Source organism: Glycomyces lechevalierae (genome assembly GCF_027622945.1).
Taxonomy (GTDB): Bacteria; Actinomycetota; Actinomycetes; order Mycobacteriales; family Micromonosporaceae; genus Glycomyces; species Glycomyces rutgersensis.
Window position 1 is genome coordinate 31,537 of sequence record NZ_JAPZVQ010000020.1, and the last position, 16,205, is coordinate 47,741.

Here is a 16,205-nt window from a genome sequence, read left to right on the forward strand (position 1 = left end):
AGCGCGGTGCGCGCTTCGCAGGGGAGTCCGCTAGCGGTGCCAGCCGTAGTAGCAGTTGGCGGGCCCGCCGTCGTAGTAGGCGTACGTGGTGCGCCAGGTGTTGTACGGCGAGTCGCCGGCGTTGAGGTTGTTCATGCCGGGCCGGACGCAGAAGTGGTCGTCGTCGCCGAAGACGTGCTCGACCGTGAGCATCACGGTGGTGTCGCCGCAGTGGTGGTAGTCCTGCGTGCCGTCGCCCTGCCAGCCGCAGTCCGCGGCGGAGGCGGGGGCCGCGAGGGCCAGGCTCCCCGCGACCGCCAGCGCGGCGGCGAGCAGGGAGCCCGAGGTTCGGATCATCCGCATGGATTCCGTCCGTTCGTGTCTAGTGTGGAATGTCGCCGTGCAAGCTAGCACATTCCGCGCTTTTCACTACTAAAGGGACGGTTCCAGGAGGTCGGTCGTGAGCGACGGCTCCAGCGTGCCGTCGTCGAGCTTGTCGTCGGCCGGGCAGCGGCCGGCCTCGACGTAGCGTTCGCGGAACTCGGCCAGCGCGGTCTGCAGGCGCGGCGGCGCCTCCATGCGCTGCACGGCCTTCTCGGCGATGGCGAAGCACTCGCGGGCGACCTCGGCGAGCTCGGCGTCGGCGAGGGCCGAGCGGGCGGCGCGCTCCCAGACCGGCGGCAGCGGCTGCGTGCCGTCGCCGCACAGGACCGAGGTGGCGTCGTACGCGGCCTCGGCGGCGGCCGGGTCGTCCGCGAGGACGGTGGCGAGCACGGCGGGCACGATCCAGCCGTCGCCGTCCTGCTGGTCGATCATGCGCAGTTCGAGCCAGCCGCGCGGGCGCACGGGCGGGAACAGCGTGGTCATGTGGTACTTGAGGTCGTCGAGCGTGGGCCGGCCGCCGTCGAGGCCGTCGCGGATCCACGCGCGCATCGTGAGGCCGGGCGGGACCGCCCAGGACTTCGGCGGTTCGCAGCGGCGGCACATGACCTCGGAATCCAGGACGTACCGGGCGTAGTCGGCGCGCAGGTCCCCCCGGTCGGAGATCGGCTCGCCCCAGTCGGGGACGATCTTGTACCAGAGGGCCAGTCGGGTGGACTTCCAGCCGCTGGCGCGCCCGTCGAGGACCGGCGAGTTCGCGAAGGCGCTCGCGAAGACCGGGCCGAGGCGGTGGAGGAGGTCCCAGCGGCGCCGCAGCCCGTTCGGGCCCTCCTCGCCGGCGTCGAGGTTGACCTGGACGGAGGCGGTGCCGCACATGACCATGCGGCCCCAGGGCCCGGTGCGGTCGTAGAAGGCCTCCATGGTGCGGTACCGCTCTTCGTCGATCTGACGCTGGGGATGGCGGTTGCCGTCGAACCCGCCGCCGAGGACGGCCTGGCCGCGTTCGGCGAGGGCCCCCGCGAGGGCGGCCTGGTCGGCCTCGACGGCTGTGACGCAGGAGGCGAGGTCGTCGGCGGGCAGGGAGCTGAGCTCCACCTGGCCGCCGGCCTCGCGGGTGACCTTGCCGCCGTAAGGCAGGTCCCAGGCGGTCTCGGCGTCGTCGCGCGGGTCGACCAGCCATTCGAGTTCGAGGCCGACGCGCCGTGCGGGGCCGGTGGTGAAGCCGGTGCGGCCGATGTGGGCCGCCGCCTCGCGTTCGGTGATTGCCGTGGTCATGTCGCCTCATCCTCCGTGCTCGTGTGCGGTGGCAGAAGGGCAGCGGCCGGTTCCGGCCGGTGGTCAAGAGTGTTCCCCGCCGCGCGGCGCGGTATGCGCACGGGCGTTCGCCATCACGTGCCGTTACGAGGATACGGTTCAGCGGAGCGGGTCGCGGGCGAACGCCGCCATGCCCTCGGCGAAGCGGGTCTCGGCGCGGAAGCCCAGCGCTTCGGCGGCGAGGTCGGGCGAGGCGACGACATGGCGCACGTCGCCGAGGCGGTACTCGCCGGTGACGACCGGGGCGGGGGCGTCCTCGAATCCGGCGGCGAGGGCGGCGGCCATGTCGCCGACGGTGTGCGGTTCGCCGCTGGCGATGTTGCAGGCGCCTGCCCAGTCGCCGTCGAGGGCGGCGAGGTTGGCGCGGGCGACGTCGTCGACGTGCACGAAGTCGCGGGTCTGGGCGCCGTCCTCGAACACGCGGGGGGCTTTGCCGGCTTCGAGGGCGCTGCGGAAGATCGCGGCGACGCCCGCGTAGGGCGTGTCGCGGGGCATGTGGGGGCCGTACACGTTGTGGTAGCGCAGGGCGCAGACCCGGGCGCCGGACTCGCGGCCGTAGAGGGTCGAGAGGTGCTCGGTGTGGACCTTGGTGGCGGCGTACACGTTCCGGGGGTCGAGCGGGGCGTCCTCGGGGACGGGGGCCCAGGCGAGGGCGGCGCCGCAGCGCGGGCAGCGGGGCTCGAACCGGCCCGCGTCGAGGTCGGCGGTCCGGCGGGGTTCCGCGCGCGCGTCGCCGTGCTCGGGGCAGCGGTAGCGGCCTTCGCCGTAGACGACCATGGAGGAGGCGACGACGAGGCGGCCGGTGAAGGAGCGCCGCCACAGGGCGCGCAGCAGGTTCGCGGTGCCGGCGTCGTTGTCGGCCACGTAGGCGGTGACGTCGTCGAAGTCGACGCCGAGGCCGACGCGCGCGGCCTGGTGGCAGACGGCGTCGACGCCCGCGACCGCGTCCCGGAGGGCGTCATCGTCGGCGAGGTCGCCGACGATGAGCTCCACGGAGTCGGGCAGGTGCGCGGGCGGTTCCTTGTGGGCGGCGAGCGAGTCGAGGACGACCACCTGGTCGCCTCGGGCCGTCAGGTGGCGGCAGATCGCGCCGCCGATGAAACCGGCGCCGCCGGTGACGAGTACGCGCATGAACTGGCCTTTCTCTCGGTCACCACTGCACGCGGAGCGCGGCGGCGAGGACGACGGCGACGGCGAGCTGGAGCGCCAGCCACGCCCGGGGTCGGGTCAGGGCGGCCCCGGCCAGGAGCAGGAGCGGCATGAACGGCTGCCAGATTCGTTCCACTTCGGACGATGACATGCCCGAGAGGTCGGCGGCCGCGACCGCCGCGAGGCAGGAGCCGACGACGATCCACATGCGGCGGTCCCGCAAGCGGGTGAAGGCGACCGCGGTCGCCGGGCCGAGCGCCAGCGCGAGCACCGCGAGGTTCGCGAGCAGGAAGTACCAGTAGCCGCGGAGCGCGGCCACGCCCCCGTAGTAGCGGACGCGTGTCGCCTGCAGGCCCTCGAGCCACCAGTAGCCGAAGGCCAAGGGGGCGAGGACGACGGCGGCCGCGATCGCCCCGCCGCCGAGGAGCACCTTCCAGCGGCGGCGCCAGATCGCCACTGCCGCAATGGGTACCGCGAGCAGCGCGGCGGAGAACGAGAGCATGAGCGCCGCCCCCGCGATCAGCCCGCCCAGGATGGTGAGGAGTATGGCCCGGGTCCCGGTGCGGTTCGTGGCGAGGACCAGGCAGGCGACGGCGGTGAGCGTGACGCCGGCGAAGATGAGGTCCGCGTTGTTCTGCCAGTACGCGGCGGGCGCGATCGCCAGGAACGGTGCGGCCCTTCGGGTCAGCCGCTCCCCCGCCACGTCCCGGCCGATCATGAGCGCGGCCGCGATCGCCGCCGCCACCGCGAGCTTGATGACGGTGTTCTGGAACAGCAGGCCTTCGAGGCCGATCTTCGCCGCGGCCCAGAAGAACAGGACGAGGCCGGGCGGGTGTGATTGGAGGTGCACCGGGTAGGTGCCGTCGAGCTGCAGTTCGGTGTAGTGCGAGAGGAACTGGGCCACGCCGCCCGCGTCGTCGATGAAGTGGGCGTTGCTCGCGTAGTGGTGGTCGAGGTCGGTCCAGGTCCGCGGGTGGAGGTGGGCGAACCCGAGCGCGATGCTGAACGCGACACCGGCGGCCACGGTGGCCGCGAACGCGTACCGCCAGCGCAGGCGCGCGCACGCGGCGGGCAGCAGCGCGATCGTCAACGCGCCCACAATGATCGGAGGGAGCAAGGTGGCGTCGACATGCGATTCCCAACTGCCGAAGAGGGGCATCGCGCCGAGTTGGAGGCTCCCGGCGGCGTTCGCGAGCTTGAGCTGGCCGAGCCGCCAGACGCCCGCGAGGAGCAGCGCCCACGCGGCGAGGACGAGGGCGGCCGAGAGCGCCGCGCGGCGCGTCGTCACCGGCCGTCCCCGGCGGGCAGCCGGACCGTGAAGCGGCAGCCGCCCTCGGTGTTGGCGACGGAGACGGTGCCGCCGTGGGCCTCGATGAGGCCGCGGCTGATGGCCAGTCCGAGGCCCCCGCCGCGCTCGTCGCGGCGCCGGGCGCCGTCGCCGCGGAACGCGATGTCGAACACGCGCGGCAGGTCCGCCTCGGGGATGCCGCCGCACGCGTCGGTGATGTGGAGGACCGCGGCGTCGCGGGCGGGCGCGGCCTCGACGTGGACGGTGCCCCCGGCGGGCGTGTGGCGGATGGCGTTGTCGAGCAGGTTGTCGAGGGCGCGGCAGCATTCGCGGGCGGCGACCTCGGCGGGCGGGAGCCCGGCCAGGCGCTCGCGCACGGCGACCCCTTTGAGGCCGGCGGCGGCGCTGGCTCCGGCGAGGGCGTCGGCCACCGCGTCGCACAGGTCGACGCGCTCGCGGCCCAGGCGCAGCACGCCCGAGTTGATCCGCGAGAGCTCGAACAGGTCGTCCACGAGCGCGGTCAGCCGTTCGGCGTCGCCGCGGATCTGGGCCTGGTAGCGCTTGACCGTCGCGTCGTCGTCCACGACGCCGTCGTCCAGGGCCTCGGCCATCGCGCGGATGGTCGCGAGCGGGGCGCGCAGGTCGTGTGAGACCCAGGCGACGAGTTCGCGCCGGGAGGATTCGAGGGCGCGCTCGCGCCGCTGGGACTCCTCGAGGCGGCGGGAGGCGTCGGCGAGTTCGCGGGCGAGCGCGGCGAGTTCGCCGGGGCCGGTGACGGCGGGCGCCCGGTCGGCGCTCACGCTGCCGTCGACGCCGATCATCGTGCGGGCGTACGCGCCCACCTGCTCGGCGCCCGCGCCGATGTCGTCGCCGAGCTGCCAGGCCGCGCCGAAGGCCACACCGGACGCGACGATGAGGACCACGAAGAGCACCACGAGGTCGTGGAAGGAGATGAACATCGCGAGCGCGGCCGTGACGACCCCGGTCGCGGCGACCAGCACCGACGACAAGGCGACGGTCATCGTCTGGACGCGGGCGGGGCGGCTGCGCAGGCGCCGGAGCGCGACACCGCCGATCCCGCCGGCCACGGCGGAGGCGACGCCCGCGACCGCGACCAGGACGGCGATGTCCGCGGGCGGGAAGTCGAAGGCCACGGCGAGGGCCGTCGCGACGGCGAGGGCGACCGCGAGGATGAGCAGCGAGCCGGCCCGGCGGCGGGCCCGGCGCGCGGTCACGGCTCCCACCGGTAGCCGACGCCGCGGACCGTCGCGAGATGGCGCGGCGCGGAGGCGTCGTCCTCGATCTTCTCGCGCAGCCGTCGCACGTGGACGGTGACGGTGGAGGTGTCGCCGATGCTCCAGCCCCACACGGTCTCCAGCAGCTCCTCGCGGCGGAAGGCCCGGCCGGGGTTGGTCAGGAAGCACACGAGCAGGTCGTACTCCTTGGTGGTGAGCTCGACCGGGACGCCGTGGCGGCGGACCCGGTGGCCCGCGGTGTCGATCTCGATGCCGTCCCGGGCGAGGACCGCCGGGGGCGCGGCCGCCGGGGCGGCGCGGCGCAGCACGGCGCGGACGCGGGCGGCGAGCTCGCCCGGGGAGAAGGGCTTGGTCACGTAGTCGTCCGCGCCGAGGTCGAGCCCGGTGATGCGGTCGGTCTCCTCGCCTCGCGCCGTGAGCATCACGACCGGGATCGCGGTGGCCCGGCGCAGGCGGCGGCACACCTCGAAGCCGTCCATGCCGGGCATCATCAGGTCGAGGACGACCAGGTCAGGCAAGGTGGCAAGGGCCCGTTCGAGGCCCGTCGCGCCGTCGGCCGCGTAGTCGACCTCGTACCCGTCGCGGCGCAGGTAGCGGGCGACGACCTCCGCCAGCGCGGGGTCGTCGTCCACCACCAGCACACGCGGGTCGGCCTCGGAGTCCATGGCACTACGATGCCCGATCGCGCCTGTCCGCGCCACGCGACCGGCCGAGACTTTCGCGAACCGTAAGGATCGACGGGGCCTCGGGAGGCTTCGCGATCAGTAGCATCGGCCGCATGCGGACCCATCTCCTCGTCGTGGCCAAGGCCCCGTTCCCGGGCCGGTCCAAGACCCGGCTCTCACCGCCGCTGACCGATGTGGAGGCCGCGGCGGTCGCCGAGGCGGCGCTCGCGGACACGTTGGCGGCCGTCGCAGCATGCGGCGCCGACCGGCTCGTGCTCGCTTTGGAAGGAGAGCCCGGGCCGTGGCTGCCTCCCGGATTCGAGGTCGTGCCGCAGGTGGAGGGCGGCTTCAACGAGCGGCTCGCCGCGGCCTGGTCGCACCTGGACGGGCCGGGGCTGCAGATCGGCATGGACACGCCGCAGGTGACCCCGGGCCTGCTCGACGCGGCGCTCGCGGTCGTCGCGGACGGGGCCGATGCGGCGCTGGGTTTGGCCGAGGACGGCGGATGGTGGGCGCTCGGCCTGCGCCGGCCGCATCCGGGCGCGTTCGACGGCGTGCCGATGAGCCACGTCGACACCGGTGCGCGGCAACATGAACGGCTGCGCGCGCTCGGACTCGCCGTCGCGGATCTGCCGGTGCTCCGCGACCTCGACGACGCCGAGGACGCGAAGGCGATCGCCGCGCTCGTCCCCGGTTCGCAGACCGCCTCGCAAGTGGACGCTCTCTTTGGCAAGGCCGTCCGGGTCGACGTGATCCTGCCGGTCTTGAACGAGCGGGACGCGATCCCGTGGGTGCTCGAGCGGATGCCCGAGGGGTACCGGCCGATCGTGGTGGACAACGGCTCCGACGACGGCTCCGCTCAGGTCGCCGCCGAACTCGGTGCCGAGGTCGTGGCCGAGTCGCGGCGCGGCTTCGGCGCGGCCTGCTACGCCGGGCTCGCCGCGGCGACAGCGCCGGTGGTGGCCTTCATGGACTGCGACGCGTCCCTCGACCCCGGCGACCTCCCCGCCGTCTGCGCGCCGGTCCTCGACGGAGACGCCGATCTCGTGCTCGGCGCGAGGGACGCGGCGGCGGGCGCGCAGCCGCTCCACGGCCGCATCGCGAACCGCTACCTGGCCGGGCGGGTCCGCCGGTACTGCGGCGCGGACGTGAGCGACATCGGGCCCATGCGCGCCGCCCGGCGCGAAGACCTGCTCGGACTCGGCATCGCCGACCGCCGCTCCGGCTGGCCCCTCGAGATGGTCCTGCGGGCCGGCCAGAGCGGCTGGCGGATCACCGAGCTCCCGGTCCCCTACCGCGCCCGGGTCGGCAAGAGCAAAGTGACCGGTACGCTCGGCGGCACCCTCAAGGCCGTCAAGGACATGCGCGCGCAACTCGCGCTCGCCCGGGCGGCCGCGCGAACCACAAGGAGCGGGCAGTGAACGACAGGCAGCGGCCCACGGCCGACATCGGGGTCTTCGGCGGCTCCGGCTTCTACTCCCTCGCGGACGGCGCCGAGACCTGGGAGGAGACGACCCCGTGGGGGCCGCCGTCCGCGCCGGTCACGATCGCCGAGTTCGGGACCGGAACCCCGGTGCGCGTGGCGTTCCTGCCCCGGCACGGCACCGACCACCGGTTCCCGCCGCACCGCGTCAACTACCGCGCCAATGTGGACGCCATGCGGCGGCTGGGGGTGCGAGCGCTCATCGCGCCGTTCGCGGCCGGATCGCTGCGGCCCGAGATCAAACCCGGCGAGTTCGTCGTGTGCGACCAACTCGTGGACCGCACCTGGGGGCGGCCGTCCACGTTCTACGACGAGTTCGCGGACGGGCCCGTGCACGCGCCCTTCGCCGACCCGTACGACCCGGAACTGCGGCACGTCCTGCTCGAAGCGGCCGCCGAGACCGGCGTGACCGCGCACGACGGCGGCACCGTCGTGGTCGTGAACGGGCCCCGCTTCTCGAGCCGGGCCGAGTCGCGCTGGCACCGCGAGGCCGGCTGGCACGTCGTGAACATGACCCAGGCGCCCGAGGCGGCGCTCGCGATGGAGGCCGGCATCCCGTTCGCGGGCATCGCCCTGGTCACCGATTACGACGCCGGACTCGAATCGGACCCTGGCGTCGAACCGGTCAGCCAGGAGGCGGTCTTCGCGGTGTTCGAGGCGAACCTCCACAAGGTGCGGGCGCTGCTCCAGGCGGCGTTTCCCAAGCTGGCCGCGCTCAGCGACACCGACGTAAGCGAAACGTAAGGTCAAACCGTGGATCCGGGGGCGCTCGCGGCCGTAGCCTCAGCGAGATGACCGACGAGCGCACCAGGTTCGAGACACTGGCCGTGCACGGCGGCGAGCCGCGGCCCGCCGCCGGCGGCTCGGTCGTGTACCCGCTCTTCCAGAGCACGGTCTTCGAGGCCGACCCGGGCAGCACGGTCGAAGAGGTCCCTTATAGCCGCTTCGGCACCAATCCTTCGCAGCGCCACCTCCACCGGCGCCTCGCCGCGCTCGAAGGGGCGGAGGCCGCCGTCGCGACCGCCTCAGGGATGGGCGCGCTCACGACCGCACTCCACAGCGTCCTGTCCACGGGCGACCACCTCATCGCGGCGGGCGACTTCTACGGCGGGACGGGCCAGTTCCTCGCCGAGCACGCCGCACGGCTCGGCTGGGGCTGCGACCTGGTCGACCCGTGCAACCCCGCGACTTGGCGAGAAGCCCTGCGCCCCAACACGAAGGCGATCCTGACCGAGACGATCACCAACCCGCTCATCCGGGTCGGCGACCTCGCGGGCGTCGCCCGCTTCGCGCGCGAGCACGGCCTGACGTCCCTCATCGACAACACGCTGGCCACGCCGGTCGTGTTCCGGCCGCACCGCGTCGGATTCGACCTGGTGTGCCACTCGGCGACGAAGGCGCTCAACGGTCATTCGGACATCACCGCCGGGGCGGTGACCGGCTCGCGGGAGCGGATCGCGCAGGTCGCGGCGGTGCTCGCCGCGTACGGGGCCGCGCTCGACCCGCACGCGGCGTTCCTGCTCTCGCGCGGCCTCAAGACCCTCGCGCTGCGCGTGCGCCAGCAGAACGCGAACGCGCAGGCCGTGGCCGAACTCCTCGCCGGGCACGCCGCGGTCGCGCACGTGAGCTACCCGGGCCTGCCGGGGCATCCGGACCACGAACGGGCGGCCGCGCTGCTCGACGGGTTCGGATCGGTGCTCACCTTCCAGCCGTGCGGCGGTTCGCAGGCGGTCGAGGTCCTGCTGAAGTCGCTGCGGCTGCCGTACTCGGCGCAGAGCCTGGGCGGCGCCGAATCGCTCGTCACCCGCCTGCGCCTGCCCGAGGCCGCGCAGGGCCTCTCGGGCGACGTCGTGCGCTTCTCGGCGGGCATCGAGGCCGCCGAGGACCTCGTGGAGGATTTCGCCCGCGCGCTGGGCGAATGACCGGGTTCTTAAGCGGATCGTAAGCATCGCTTCGGGACGCGGAGCACCCCGAAGCGCGATGATGGAGGGGTGAACACCACGCCAACCGCTACACCGCGCGCCTGGGCCGCGGCCGGGCTCCTCGCCGCCCTCGCCGGACTGGCCGTCGGCCAGCTCGCCGCCGCGTTGACCGAGCCGCGCTCGGCGCCGCTCTCGGCGTTGAGCGACACCATCGTGGCCATCGTGCCGCTCGAGGTCTCGCACTGGTTCATCGACCTGGTCGGCACCCTCGACAAGCCGCTGCTCATCCTCGGCGTGGCCGGCGCGGTCGCCGTCGCCGGGGCGGGCGCGGGCCTGCTGTGGCGGAGGCGGCCGTGGGCCGCGCGGGCCGCCGTCGTCGTGCTCGCGCTCGTCGGCGCGACCGCCGCCGTCACCCGGCCCGGACTGAGCGCGTGGGCCGCCGTGCCCTCGCTCCTGGCGGGGGCCGTGACACTCGGCGTGCTCCAGTGGTGGGCGGGCCGCTACAGCCGCAGCGAGAGCCCGAGCCGCCGCGGGTTCCTCACCGCCGTGGGCGGCGCCGCCGTCGCGGCGGTCGCGGCCTCGTGGTGGGCCGGGCGCGTCGGCCCGGCTGGGATCGAGTCGGACCGCGAGGCGCTGGTCCTGCCCGAACCGGACGTGCCCGCGGCCGAACCGGGCCCCATGGCCGACTTCGACGAGCAGGGCCTGTCCTCGTACCTGACGCCGAACGCCGACTTCTACCGCATCGACACGGCCATCACCGTCCCCCGCGTCGACGTCGACACGTGGACGCTCCGCGTGCACGGCATGGTCGACCGCGAACGCACCTACACGATGGACGACCTCCTCGGCCGCGAGCTCATCGAACGCGACATCACGCTGTGCTGCGTCTCGAACCAGGTGGGCGGCGACCTCGTCGGCAACGCCCGCTGGCTCGGCGTCTCGCTCGCCGACCTCCTCGCCGAGGCCGGCGTCGACCCGGCCGCCGACCAGCTCGTCTCCCGCTCCTCGGACGGCTGGACCGCCGGCTCCCCCACCGAGCTCGTGTTCGACGGCCGCGACGCCATGGTCGCCGTCGGCATGAACGGCAAGCCGCTGCCCGTCGACCACGGCTGGCCCGCGCGCCTCGTCATCCCCGGCCTGTACGGGTACGTCTCGGCCACCAAATGGGTCACCGAGCTCGAGCTGACGACCTTCGACGAGTACGACGCGTACTGGATCACCCGCGGCTGGTCGACCCCGCGCCCGATCAAGACCCAGTCGCGGATCGACACGCCCCGTTCGAAGGCGGGCGCGGGCAGCGTCGTCGTCGCCGGGGTCGCGTGGGCCCAGCACCGCGGGATCTCCGCGGTCGAGCTGCGCGTCGACGACGAGGACTGGCGCCCGTGCTCGCTGTCCGATGTGGCCACCGGCGACACCTGGCGGCAGTGGCTCCTCGAATGGGACGCCGAGCCGGGCGACCACACGCTCACCGTGCGCGCCACGGACGGCGACGGCGAGGTGCAGACCAGCGACGTCCACGGCGTCGTCCCGGACGGGGCCACCGGCCTCCACAGCGTCACCGTCACGGTGTCGTGAAGATGCACCATGTCGTGAACAAGCACCGTGTCGTGAGCGGACGGCCTACTTGAGCTTCGCGAAGATCGGGTTCGTGTAGAACCAGAGGTCTTCCCAGGGGTTGACCGAGCCGGGGACGTCGATCGCGGGGCCGGCCGGGTCGACTTCGGCACCAAGGTATCCGGGCTGGCTCCGCTTGCCGTCGGTGCCACGCACGCGCACGTACACGCCCTCTTCGACGGTGAACGTGTACACGAGCTCGACGGTGCCGGACTCGCCGGTGACGTCCCAGGACTCGACCACCTTCGTCTCCGGCGCGTACAGGGTGTCCGGGTCCTCGGCCGGTCCGGTGACCTTCCCGGCGATCACGTCGACGCGGGCGAGGCGCGGCAGCAGCCCGGCGTGGTTGACGCGGTCGGCGAGGTCGATCGCGACGACCAGCTCGACCTCGGTGCCCGCCTTGACGTCGAGCGTGCCGCCGAGCACGGCCTGGTGCCGCGAGCCGCCGCGGCCCTTGACGCGCAGGCGCATGTCGAGCCCGGCGATGAGGTCGCCGAAGCACACCCACATGCGCCCGGCCCGCATGGCCTTCATGACGGAGCGGTGGCTGAAGTCCGCGGCCCCGACCCAGGTCTTGTTGTAGGCGCCGGGCGGGAACGAGGAGTACTCGGCGACCGGGCGGCCGGCGCCGACCGGCGGCGGGTAGACGCCGGTGGAGTCGAAGGTGTCGCCCGCCTCGTTGTACGGCACGGTGTCGTAGCCGGTCTGGTCGAGCGGGTCGACCGGGTTCTTCACCCAGTCGCCGCAGCTCTGGTGGCCGTCCGAAGTGGTGGTGATCCACCACTTGCGGCCCTCGGCGAGGAGGCTGTCCCACACCCCGCCGACCGTGGCGGTCATCCAGTCGAACCCGCCCCAGGTGCGGTAGCTCTCGGCCGGGTAACCGGGGAACGAGTGCCCGCCGGGGTTCGAGTCGTAGAGGCCGCGCCCGCGCGCCATGCCGGGCGCGGGCAGGCCGGCGGCCTGGTGGCCGGGCGCGCCCTCGAAGCCGACGACGATGCCGGGCGCGGCGTCCTGCCAGGCGCGCAGCTCGGCCGGGGAGTCGATCCCCTTGCGGGCCGGGTGGTTCGGGAGGACGAGCGCGTCCGCGAGGCGGCCGTCCTCGACGACGGACCCGAGGTGGGTCAGGGCCTCGATCGCCAGCGCCTCGTTCTCGGGTGTGCCGTCGCGGGCGCCGACCACGTTGGCGTCGTAGGCGTTCACGAACTCCTGCAGGACCTCGGCCTCGCCGTCGCCGGGCGCCATCATGAGGGTGGTGTGCTCGCCGGCGGGGATGTTCCACTCCAGGCCGCTGAAGATGAGCAGGTCGTCGCCGTGGCGGTCGCGGGCGGCGGCCAGGTCCTCGTGCTGCGGGGCGATGCTGTGGGCCGCGAACGGCTGGTTGCAGTGGTCGGTGATCGCGATCCAGTCGAGGCCGCCCGCGATCGCGCGCACGGCCTGGTCGTCGATGCGGTACATGGCGTCGTTGCTGTACTGGGAGTGCAGGTGATGGTCGCCGGCGAGCCAGAGGTAGCCCCCGCGCTTCTCGCGGTCGCCCGCGGCGGCGGGCTGGGCCGCGGCGGTCGCGGCGGCGGTGCCGACGAGCCCGGCGGCGCCGACCAGGCCGGCGCCGCGCAGGAAGCCCCGGCGGTCGGTGCCGGCGGGTCGGGGATCGGGATGGGTCATGGGGAGTCCTCCGGTGGGGTCGCGTCCTGGACGGGCCGCCAGGACGGGTCGATCCTGGTGGCTCCTTCGGGCCTGGGATCGAACCGCCGCTGTCCGGCAGGTGAATTCCCCATGCGCGGACGGTGCCCGTCAGTCGGCGTGCTTGCGGTGGTGCTGGTAGTAGCGGGCGACGCGGACGCGGTTGCCGCAGCGTTCGGCGGAGCACCAGCGCCGCTTCGGGTGAGTCAGCAGGAACACGAGGCGGCAGTCGTCGGCCTCGCACCGCTTGAGTTTGCCGATCGAGCCGGAGGCGAACAGTTCGGTCGCGGCCTCGGCAAGGCGTGCCGCGAGGCGTGCTTCGCTTTCGCCGGTGTATTCCTTGACGGCGGCGAACCTATCGTCCTTCATGGACAGTCTGGTGAAGGAGGGCGCGGCGCGCTGGGCCGCGTTCAGGGCTTCGACGGCCGCGGACGGCGCCGGTCGTCCGGCAAGCAGCGCGTCGACCACCGCGGTGACGGCGGTGCGGACGGCGACGATCCGCGCCAGGGCCGCATCGGACTCCGCCTCGAACTCGGCGAGTTCGGGGAAGCGCACGGCCTCCAGTGCGAGCCAGGCGTTCAGCGACTCGACACTCTCCAGGTGGTCGGCGTCGGCGGGGCGCGTGTTGACGAGATCGAGGGCCAGGGGCTCCCCGACCAGCGCGTCGTGCTGCTTCATGACACTAATGCTACCTCCCCTGTTTCATGCATTAGAATCCTGCTACGGTTCAACTAACGGAAATAACAGCGAAGAAAGCATGTGAATCATGAGCGCCACGTTCCCTCGAGTGCACCACCGCCACATCGACATCGACGGCGTCCAGGTCTTCTACCGCGAGACGAACCCCGGCCCCGACGCCCCCGTCCTGGTGCTCCTCCACGGCTTCCCCTCGGCTTCGCACCAGTTCGCGCGGCTGATCGACGCCATCGGCGACCGCTACCGGATCATCGCCCCCGACTACCCCGGCTTCGGCCGCACCGAGGCCCCCGCCGGCTTCACCTACACGTTCGACGCCCTCGCCGACGTCACCGAGCGACTGCTGCTGGAGCTGGAGATCGAGCGGTTCGCGTTGTACCTCTTCGACTTCGGCGGCCCCGTCGGCTTCCGCATCGCCGAACGCCACCCCGACCGCGTCACCGCGCTCGTCATCCAGAACGCGAACGCCTACGAAGCCGGGCTCTCGCCCATGGCGCGCGACTTCATCGCACTGCGCCCCGAGGACCCGGGCGCCGAGGCGACCGTGCGCGGCCTCTTCACGCTCGAATCCACCCGCGGCCAGTACGAGGGCGGGACCGCCGACCCCTCGCTCGTCGCCCCCGACGGCTGGACCCTCGACCAGCACTACCTGGACCTCCCTGGGCGCGCGGACGCCCAGGCGGCGCTGGCCTTCGACTACAAGTCCAATGTCGAGCGCTACCCCGCGTGGCAGGCCTGGCTGCGCCGCCACGAGCCGCCGGCGCTGATCCTCTGGGGCGAGAACGACATGTTCTTCCCCGCCCCGGGCGCCCACGCGTACCTCGCCGACCTGCCTGACGCCGAGCTCCACCTGCTGCCGACCGGCCATTTCGCGCTGGAAGACCAACTGCACCGCATCGTCCCGCTGATGACCGAATTCCTCGACCGCACGCTGCAGGGACACGCGCCCGGCCGCTGACCGGCCGCGCCGCGGCCGCCGCAACAAGGCCCGCCGCCTGGCGATCCGGGCGGCGGGCCTCACCGTTCGCCTACTTCGCGCGGACGACGTCGATGTTGAAGTCGAAGGTGCCGAGGGCCCGTTGGAGGGCGAAGTAGAGCTGCATGTACCCCTCGGTGCCGCGTGCGCCCCGGATGCCGCCGAGGTCGATGACGGACTCGGCGGGCCAGCCGAACTGGTGCAGCAGCTCGCCGACGGTCGCCTTGGCGTCGTCGTCCTCGCCCGCGACGAAGACCACGTGATCGCCGGGCACGCGGGTCGGGTGGATCATGACATGGAAGAACATGGTGTTCAGGGTCTTCACGACGCGCGCGTCGGGGAAGGCGCGCTGGATCCGCTCACCGAGGCTGTCGTCGGCGGCGACGAGGACCTTCGGCGGCATGCCGCTCGACAGGTCGAGCGGGATCGCCAGATCGGCCAGGACCTTCCCGGCCAGGTTGCCGGCGCCGACCGCGTCGAGCGCCTCCAACGCGAGGGCGCCGCGAGTCGCGTTGAGGACGACCTCTGCGTGCTCCCCCGCCTCCGGGAACGCCAGGAGCCGAATCTCCTGATGGGACTCCTGCCAGACGGCGTACGGCGGGTTCCCGAGCGCGTCGGATTCGGTGCGGGCCAAGGTCTGCGCGGGGTCGCGCGTGCCGACGACGACATCGTGCCCGAGCCCGGCGAGTCGGGCCGCGAGGCCCCGCCCCACCATGCCCGTTCCCAGAACTGCGATCTTCATCGGTCCTCCTCCTCATCGGTCGGCCGGCTTCGGGCCGACCCGTTGAGCACCAATCAGAGCGCGGCACGGCGGGCGTTGATACGCGCCGTTCACAGGTGTACTGTCAGCCCACGCTTCCGCCGCGCGGCGTGACGTACCTTCGAGGGCATGAACCACCGGGACGAAGTGCGCGAATTCCTGACCTCGCGCCGCGCCAAGATCACTCCCGAGCAGGCGGGCCTTCCCGCCGGGACGCGCCGCCGCGTCCCCGGACTGCGCCGCGCCGAAGTGGCGATCCTCGCGAGCGTCAGTGCCGAGTACTACGCGCAGCTCGAACGCGGCGACCTCGCCGGTGCCTCGGACGCGGTCCTCGACGCCCTCGCGCGGGCGCTCCGGCTCGACGAGGCCGAACGTTCCCACCTGTTCGACCTCGCCCGCGCCGCGAACCGGGCCCCGGCCGCCCGGCCTCGCCACGCGGCCTCACGCCAGTGGACGCCGCGACCGGGCCTCCAGCAGGCCCTTGATGCGATCGGCACACCCGCGTACGTGCAGAACGGCCGGCTCGACGTGGTGGCCTCCAACCGGCTCGGCCGCGCCTTCCACCTCGACCTGCACGCCGGTCAGGAGCCTCCGGCGAACCTCGCCCGCTTCTGCTTCCTCGACACCGAACGCTCCCAGCGCTTCTACGCCGACTGGGAGGCCGCCGCCGACCTCACCGTCGCGATCCTCCGCACCGAGGCCGGCCGCGACCTGCGCGACCAGGAACTCCTGGACCTCGTCTGCGAGCTCTCGGGCCGCTCGGAGGCGTTCCGCACCCGCTGGGCCGCCCACGATGTCCGCTTCCACGCCAGCGGCGTGAAGACCGTGAACCATCCGGTCGTCGGTGAGATCGAAATCGGGTTCGAGTCGCTGAACCTGGACGCCGAACCGGGCCTGGCGATGCTGATCTACAGCGCCGCACCGGGTTCGGACTCCGACGAACGCCTGCGGCTCCTGGCGAGCTGGGCCGCGTCCACCGATCTCCCCGGTCACCCGGCCCTGCGCCCGAGCAGCGGCGAACGCGCTCCCTGACGCCCCGGCT

15 protein-coding genes are annotated in these 16,205 nt (G+C 73.2%); 6 read left to right on the forward strand and 9 right to left on the reverse strand.

Annotated features, from left to right (window positions below; translation table 11 throughout):
• Positions 1-30: 30 nt before the first annotated feature.
• From O2L01_RS22915 to O2L01_RS22940, 6 genes are all read right to left on the reverse strand, one after another.
• Positions 31-336 carry a DUF6355 family natural product biosynthesis protein gene (locus tag O2L01_RS22915; protein ID WP_270124361.1) on the reverse strand — a complete coding sequence of 102 codons (306 nt, stop codon included), beginning with the start codon at positions 334-336 and terminating at the stop codon, positions 31-33.
• A gap of 75 nt (positions 337-411) precedes the next feature.
• Entirely contained in the window at positions 412-1,635 is a 1,224-nt protein-coding gene (locus tag O2L01_RS22920) for a glutamate-cysteine ligase family protein (protein WP_270124362.1), read from the reverse strand.
• A 138-nt stretch (positions 1,636-1,773) separates the two neighbouring features.
• On the reverse strand, positions 1,774-2,805 hold the full coding sequence (locus O2L01_RS22925) for an SDR family NAD(P)-dependent oxidoreductase (protein ID WP_270124363.1): 1,032 nt from the start codon (positions 2,803-2,805) through the stop codon (positions 1,774-1,776).
• Between the two features lie 19 nt (positions 2,806-2,824).
• Positions 2,825-4,111, reverse strand: coding sequence for a hypothetical protein (locus O2L01_RS22930; protein WP_270124364.1), 1,287 nt, complete (start codon positions 4,109-4,111; stop codon positions 2,825-2,827).
• On the reverse strand, positions 4,108-5,346 hold the full coding sequence (locus O2L01_RS22935) for a sensor histidine kinase (protein WP_270124365.1): 1,239 nt from the start codon (positions 5,344-5,346) through the stop codon (positions 4,108-4,110). The genes O2L01_RS22930 and O2L01_RS22935 overlap by 4 nt, the downstream gene beginning before the upstream one ends.
• Positions 5,343-6,032, reverse strand: a complete 690-nt coding sequence (locus tag O2L01_RS22940; protein ID WP_270124366.1) for a response regulator transcription factor — start codon at positions 6,030-6,032, stop codon at positions 5,343-5,345. Before O2L01_RS22940 ends, O2L01_RS22935 begins: the two co-directional genes overlap by 4 nt.
• Positions 6,033-6,145: 113 nt before the next feature.
• Here O2L01_RS22940 and O2L01_RS22945 point away from each other — a divergent pair, with 113 nt between their 5' ends.
• From O2L01_RS22945 to O2L01_RS22960, 4 genes are all read left to right on the forward strand, one after another.
• A complete protein-coding gene (locus O2L01_RS22945) occupies positions 6,146-7,453 on the forward strand; it encodes a glycosyltransferase family 2 protein (RefSeq protein ID WP_270124367.1) in 1,308 nt (435 codons plus the stop codon).
• Positions 7,450-8,259 carry an S-methyl-5'-thioadenosine phosphorylase gene (locus O2L01_RS22950; RefSeq protein ID WP_270124368.1) on the forward strand — a complete coding sequence of 270 codons (810 nt, stop codon included), beginning with the start codon at positions 7,450-7,452 and terminating at the stop codon, positions 8,257-8,259. Before O2L01_RS22945 ends, O2L01_RS22950 begins: the two co-directional genes overlap by 4 nt.
• Positions 8,260-8,306: 47 nt before the next feature.
• Entirely contained in the window at positions 8,307-9,437 is a 1,131-nt protein-coding gene (locus tag O2L01_RS22955) for a trans-sulfuration enzyme family protein (RefSeq protein WP_270124369.1), read from the forward strand.
• A gap of 69 nt (positions 9,438-9,506) precedes the next feature.
• Positions 9,507-11,012 carry a molybdopterin-dependent oxidoreductase gene (locus tag O2L01_RS22960; RefSeq protein WP_270124370.1) on the forward strand — a complete coding sequence of 502 codons (1,506 nt, stop codon included), beginning with the start codon at positions 9,507-9,509 and terminating at the stop codon, positions 11,010-11,012.
• Positions 11,013-11,057: 45 nt separating this feature from the next.
• On the opposite strand, the gene O2L01_RS22965 is transcribed toward O2L01_RS22960, so the two are convergent.
• Both O2L01_RS22965 and O2L01_RS22970 read right to left on the reverse strand, forming a co-directional pair.
• A complete protein-coding gene (locus O2L01_RS22965) occupies positions 11,058-12,713 on the reverse strand; it encodes a PHP domain-containing protein (protein WP_270124371.1) in 1,656 nt (551 codons plus the stop codon).
• A gap of 129 nt (positions 12,714-12,842) precedes the next feature.
• Positions 12,843-13,409: a CGNR zinc finger domain-containing protein gene (locus O2L01_RS22970; protein ID WP_270124373.1), complete on the reverse strand. Its 567-nt coding sequence runs from the start codon at positions 13,407-13,409 to the stop codon at positions 12,843-12,845.
• 88 nt (positions 13,410-13,497) lie between these two features.
• Between O2L01_RS22970 and O2L01_RS22975 the strand changes: the two genes are divergently transcribed.
• Entirely contained in the window at positions 13,498-14,385 is an 888-nt protein-coding gene (locus O2L01_RS22975; RefSeq protein WP_270124374.1) for an alpha/beta fold hydrolase, read from the forward strand.
• A gap of 70 nt (positions 14,386-14,455) precedes the next feature.
• On the opposite strand, the gene O2L01_RS22980 is transcribed toward O2L01_RS22975, so the two are convergent.
• The gene (locus tag O2L01_RS22980; RefSeq protein ID WP_270124375.1) at positions 14,456-15,145 is read right to left on the reverse strand and encodes an NADPH-dependent F420 reductase; all 690 of its coding nucleotides are present in this window, start codon (positions 15,143-15,145) and stop codon (positions 14,456-14,458) included.
• A 147-nt stretch (positions 15,146-15,292) separates the two neighbouring features.
• Between O2L01_RS22980 and O2L01_RS22985 the strand changes: the two genes are divergently transcribed.
• A complete protein-coding gene (locus O2L01_RS22985) occupies positions 15,293-16,195 on the forward strand; it encodes a helix-turn-helix transcriptional regulator (protein ID WP_270124376.1) in 903 nt (300 codons plus the stop codon).
• The last annotated feature ends 10 nt before the right edge of the window (positions 16,196-16,205 follow it).

Excerpts from the sequence above, each read along its gene's own strand:
- O2L01_RS22955 (WP_270124369.1), top strand. The coding sequence starts at position 8,307 with ATGACCGACGAGCGCACCAGGTTCGAGACACTGGCCGTGCACGGCGGC.
- O2L01_RS22920 (WP_270124362.1), bottom strand. The coding sequence starts at position 1,635 with ATGACCACGGCAATCACCGAACGCGAGGCGGCGGCCCACATCGGCCGC.
- O2L01_RS22925 (WP_270124363.1), bottom strand. The coding sequence starts at position 2,805 with ATGCGCGTACTCGTCACCGGCGGCGCCGGTTTCATCGGCGGCGCGATC.
- O2L01_RS22980 (WP_270124375.1), bottom strand. The coding sequence starts at position 15,145 with ATGAAGATCGCAGTTCTGGGAACGGGCATGGTGGGGCGGGGCCTCGCG.
- O2L01_RS22915 (WP_270124361.1), bottom strand. The coding sequence starts at position 336 with ATGATCCGAACCTCGGGCTCCCTGCTCGCCGCCGCGCTGGCGGTCGCG.
- O2L01_RS22945 (WP_270124367.1), top strand. The coding sequence starts at position 6,146 with ATGCGGACCCATCTCCTCGTCGTGGCCAAGGCCCCGTTCCCGGGCCGG.
- O2L01_RS22965 (WP_270124371.1), bottom strand. The coding sequence starts at position 12,713 with ATGACCCATCCCGATCCCCGACCCGCCGGCACCGACCGCCGGGGCTTC.
- O2L01_RS22970 (WP_270124373.1), bottom strand. The coding sequence starts at position 13,409 with ATGAAGCAGCACGACGCGCTGGTCGGGGAGCCCCTGGCCCTCGATCTC.
- O2L01_RS22940 (WP_270124366.1), bottom strand. The coding sequence starts at position 6,032 with ATGGACTCCGAGGCCGACCCGCGTGTGCTGGTGGTGGACGACGACCCC.
- O2L01_RS22985 (WP_270124376.1), top strand. The coding sequence starts at position 15,293 with ATGAACCACCGGGACGAAGTGCGCGAATTCCTGACCTCGCGCCGCGCC.
- O2L01_RS22975 (WP_270124374.1), top strand. The coding sequence starts at position 13,498 with ATGAGCGCCACGTTCCCTCGAGTGCACCACCGCCACATCGACATCGAC.